At 65.4% G+C, this 4632-nt stretch carries 5 protein-coding genes; 1 reads left to right on the plus strand and 4 read right to left on the minus strand.

The window, feature by feature from the left end:
• On the minus strand, nucleotides 1-216 hold a 216-nt coding region (locus tag NZM16_RS03690; protein WP_295478640.1), incomplete at its 3' end, for a DNA gyrase subunit A.
• A 691-nt stretch (nucleotides 217-907) separates the two neighbouring features.
• Between NZM16_RS03690 and rplS the strand changes: the two genes are divergently transcribed.
• Nucleotides 908-1327: a 50S ribosomal protein L19 gene (gene rplS / locus NZM16_RS03695; protein WP_366946226.1), complete on the plus strand. Its 420-nt coding sequence runs from the start codon at nucleotides 908-910 to the stop codon at nucleotides 1325-1327.
• A 33-nt stretch (nucleotides 1328-1360) separates the two neighbouring features.
• Here rplS and NZM16_RS03700 read toward each other — a convergent pair whose 3' ends face one another.
• From NZM16_RS03700 to NZM16_RS03710, 3 genes are all read right to left on the minus strand, one after another.
• Nucleotides 1361-1669, minus strand: coding sequence for an HrpJ domain-containing protein (locus NZM16_RS03700; RefSeq protein WP_295453293.1), 309 nt, complete (start codon nucleotides 1667-1669; stop codon nucleotides 1361-1363).
• A gap of 241 nt (nucleotides 1670-1910) precedes the next feature.
• Nucleotides 1911-3260 carry a hypothetical protein gene (locus tag NZM16_RS03705; RefSeq protein ID WP_295453296.1) on the minus strand — a complete coding sequence of 450 codons (1350 nt, stop codon included), beginning with the start codon at nucleotides 3258-3260 and terminating at the stop codon, nucleotides 1911-1913.
• A complete protein-coding gene (locus NZM16_RS03710) occupies nucleotides 3250-4401 on the minus strand; it encodes a deoxyguanosinetriphosphate triphosphohydrolase (protein WP_295453298.1) in 1152 nt (383 codons plus the stop codon). The genes NZM16_RS03705 and NZM16_RS03710 overlap by 11 nt, the downstream gene beginning before the upstream one ends.
• Between the last annotated feature and the right edge of the window lie 231 nt (nucleotides 4402-4632).

Raw genomic sequence — 4632 nt, forward strand, 5'->3', positions numbered from 1 at the left:
CAGCACCTCCCCCACAATCCGGGCCGACTTCTTGTAAGGCGCGTTCGAACGCAGGCCCATCTCGTGCATCACATACAGGATGCGCCGCTGCACCGGCTTCAGCCCATCCCGCACATCCGGCAGCGCCCGCGCCACAATCACGCTCATGGCGTAGTCGAGGTAAGCGGTTTTCAGTTGCTCTTCAATCCCCACCGGGATCACCTGTTCCGCTGACATAGCCTCCATCCCCTTCGATCTTGAGACAAGGAATGAACGACAAACCAATCACCTGGGCCAGCCCGTGTCCGGGGGCGACAACGCGATCCCCCCAGGCAGCGACGGTTGCTGGCCGAAGAGGTTTTCGCCTCGAACAGGGAGATTCTATCCGGAGGCGGGGAAAAGCGCGAAATCCAGAGCAGGCAGGGGGCCAGCTTCAGGGTCCCCGGCCTGGGAAAGGGACGTTCGCCTCCGCGCTGAGGTCCGGGGGCCTGGCCACCCTCTCAGCCGGAGCCGCGCGATCGATCACAACGCAAGCTGCAGAGCACCACCCAGCCAGAGGGAAAGGGAAGGGAATAGAAAGGTGCTCCCAGCGATAGCGAAAGGAGAACAGGCGGGGCGACCGGCGGCCGCTCCAAATGAAGGTCCGGCGGAGCGAGAGGAGAGGTGGAGCGGCGCCTGTCCGAATGAACGACCGGGGGAGGAGATCGCTTTTGAGTTGCCAGAATCCATGCAGGTATTTATAATAATCGCTTGTGTATCCGGAGGCAGGTTCCATGAGCCTGAGCCTCTGAATGGGTTAGGCTCTGGGGTGGGGATGGAAGCGGCGAGAACAGAACAGGCTTGTGGGGAAAAGCCCCTCGGCCCTGGTCCTCGCCTGGCCATCCTCCATGCGTCGAAGATCCCCTTGACCCTGATGGAGGAGCACAGGATGAGCGATTTGATCCTTCAGCAACTGGAACGGGAATGGATCGCCGGCCGTTCGGTTCCGGAGCTCCGCCCGGGGGATGTGGTGCGGGTGTATGTTCGGATTCGAGAAGGGGATAAGGAGCGAGTGCAAGTCTTCCAGGGGACGGTGATCCGCATCCGGGGCAGCGGCACGGGGCGCACCTTTACGGTGCGGCGGATCGCGGCCCACGGGATCGGGGTGGAGCGCACGTTTCCCCTTTACTCCCCCCGGCTCGATCGCATCGAGGTGGTGCGTCACTCCCGGGTTCGCCGGGCCCGGCTGTATTACCTGCGCGAGCGCTTCGGCAAGGCAGCCCGGCTGAAAGAGCGCTTGATCGCCGCTCCGGAGACCGCGGAGCTTCCGCCGGGACCAGAGATGGAAGCCCCCGAGGCCGAATCCTGAGGCCGCAGGCTTGGGAGAGATGGGAGGGCGTGATCAACGGCTCCTCAGACGACGGCGCAGGCGACGGCGCAGATCTCCCGGCCAGGGCTCAGCCGGTCGCTGAGGGCGGCTCTGAACCATGCGTCGGATCGCTGTGCGGATCTCCTCCGGATCGTAGCTTTCGAGGGAGGCGGCCAGGCGTTGCAGAAGTTGCTGTTCCTCGGGCGAGAGGGAGCGGCCGATCTCCTGATCCAGCTGGGTCAGCGCCAGCAACAGCGCCCGCTCGTCTTCCGAGAGGTCCGTCAGCCGTTCCAGAAGACGCTGGATCCCCTCCGGGGGGATCGCGGATTCCGATGTGCTCACCGATCCTCCTACATCAAGGGAAATTATCTCTATTTTAATCCGGCTGGGCCGGCACAGGGGCCTGGGACAGGAACGGGGGCCTGCCCACACGGGCGGGCACGGGGGCCCGCCCCTACAGGATGCGCAATGCGCCGGATCGGTTTTGTAGGCCCCCCGTGGTTGCCCCATATGGGCAATCCCTCGTGGTCGCCCCCCGATAGGGCGGGCACGGGGGCCTACGGGCAGGTGCAGGGGCCTGCCCCTACCGCGGTTCTCGGATTGGGCGAAGGGCAGATTCCACAATGTAAACCGGCATCCCCCCGATCATGCAGGATGTCCCCACTCGTTGTCGACACAAGGCCCCGGGAAGCTCCACGCGATAGTGGGACGCAACGCTCTCCACTCGGACCGCGTTTCCCATGCTATCGATGGCTCTTCGCAGCGTCCCACGTCGCTCTAAGATGATCGATTCGGATCGAGGAGTGCGGGACCAGGCGATCCAGACTCTTCCATCCGGCTTTTGAACCTCCACCACGGTCACGCGATCCCGGCGGACCAGGCGCGCCCCGGTGAACCCGGCCAGGACCTGAACGGCCGTTCGGTAGGCATGAAAGGCAGGGCGCAGCGAGCCGTCCTCTCGCACCAGGCCGAAGGGCTCGGGGTTGGCGAAGCGGTCGCCCGCATTGTCGATCAGCTTGTAGACCGCCAGCCGCTCCGCCCCCGCAGCGAGGGCCAGGGCCGTGGCCTGGCCGATGAAGGCGGCCTGCTCCTCCAGAGCGACGCGGAACATCGCGTGCGGCACGGGCCATGTGGGGTCTTCGGAGGGGGCAGCATTGGTCTCAGTGAGCCAGATCGGTTTGTCGAAGCCGTGCGCCTGCATCCGCTCGCGGTGCCAGCGGATCAGGTCGTAGAGGCTGTCGGGGTTGAAGTAAAGATTGACGCAGAGGCCGTCGAAATACCGGTCGTATCGGAGCGCCTCCGGGTCGCGGTCCAGGGTCTCTAAGAAGCGCTCGAAGTAAGGCCGGCGTCCATAGACCGCATCCCACCAGTAGGTGAACGCCCCCAGGAGAACCCGGTTTTCCCGGTTGAGCCCCTTCAGCGTGCGGTAAGCGACCCGGAGCAGACGGACGAGGTCGGCCTCCGTCCCGCCCCAGGTGTAACCCGGATAGGCGGGATCCCAGATATCCGGCTCGTTCCAGATGATCCAGGTGCGGATGTAAGGGTAGGTGGTGGCCATGCGCCGCAGGAAGGCGGCCCACAGGTTCTCCGGCCGGCTCTCCTCCTCGTAAAGGCCTCTCGGAACCCCAGGGACCTGAGGATCGGCGCGGGCCCATACCGGCGTCCCCAGCACCAGGGCGGCGATCTCCCGCCCGGCCTGGCGCTCGGCTTCCAGGCGCTCCGCCGGCCACGGCGGGTTCCAGTCCTCGGGGCCGTTGGGCTGGATCTCATTCCAGGCGAACCGAACGCGGGTCCAGGCGATGCCCAGCTCGGCCGCCCGTTCCGGGGCCTCCGGTGATTCCACCACCCCAAAGCGGGGATCCGGCGGCGCGGTGGCCAGCAGGAGCAGGCTGAGAGCGAGGGGCAACGTCCGACGCCGTTGGCTACAGCACATCGGTGACCTCGTAGAGGCGACGATATTCCCCTAAGGCGAACCGATCAGTCATCCCGGCGATGTAATCACATATTACCCGATGGAGATTTCCTTCCTCCCGGATGCGATCCTGGACCCAGTAGGGGAGCTGCTCCGGCTCCTGCAGATAAGCCTGAAAGAGGGCTTCGACGATGCGCTCCGCCTTGATCTGCATCCGCACCACGTATGGATGGCGGTAGAGACGCCGGTAGAGGAACACCTTCAGCTCCCGGACCTTCCCGGCCATGGCCCCCGAGAACCCGATCAGCGGAACCGGATGGTCCCGGATCTCATCCGGGGAATGCGGCTGGAGCGCCTGCAGGCGCTGGTCGGTGGCGAGGATTACATCCGTCACCAGCATCCCGATGAGCCGACGCACCAGGCGGTAACGGATGAGGTCGTTGAATCCTTTGCCGTCCCAGCCGATGGATCGCCGGAGCTCCTCCCAGAGGGCCAGGCCTTCCAGGTCCTCCGGGCGGATCAACCCGGCCCGCAGGCCGTCGTCGAGATCGTGGGCCGTGTAGGCCAGCTCATCGGCCAGGTTGGCGATCTGGCCCTCCAGCGTCGGGCGGCGGTGGGGCTCGAAAGCCTGAAGCATCGGGTGATCGTATTCCGTCTCGTGCTTGACCAGGCCCTCCAGGACCTCATACGTGAGGTTGAGGCCGCGGAACTCGGGATAGCGGCGCTCGAGATGCGTCACGATCCGGAACGATTGGGCGTTGTGTTCGAACCCACCGTGCTCCTGCATAAGGCGGTTGAGAACCTGCTCCCCAGCATGACCGAAGGGCGGGTGTCCCAGGTCGTGGGCCAGGCAGATGGCTTCCACCAGATCCTCGTTGGCTCCCAGGGCACGGGCGATGGTCCGCCCGATTTGGGCTACCTCCAGGGTATGGGTGAGGCGGGTCCGGTAGTAATCTCCTTCCGTGACGATGAACACCTGGGTTTTGTGCTTCAGGCGGCGGAAGGCGGTGGTGTGCAGGATGCGATCCCGATCCCGCTGGAAGGCGGTGCGGTAAGCGTGCTCCGGTTCGGGGTGCTGGCGGCCCCGGCTGAGGCGGCTACGCTGGGCGTAGGGGGCAAGGACCTGATCCTCGAGGACCTCGAGATCTTCGCGGGTGCGCATTCCCGACTCCCCGCAGGACTGGAACTGGAATAGGAATTCCGTGGCGGGTTGATGTGTCGTTCGTAGGGGCCCGCGGACACCCGCAAGGTGCCCCTACGGGGTGGGCCTGATGGCTTGCCCTCGCCAACCGACTGTCGGGGCGCCCCGGGGGGCGCCCCGACAAAAGACACGATTTATATTCCGCGGCGGGGGCGGATTGCCACCAGGGCACGGCCGAGGAAGGCCTCGGGG

Source organism: Thermoflexus sp. (assembly GCF_025055495.1).
Classification (GTDB): Bacteria; Chloroflexota; Anaerolineae; order Thermoflexales; family Thermoflexaceae; genus Thermoflexus.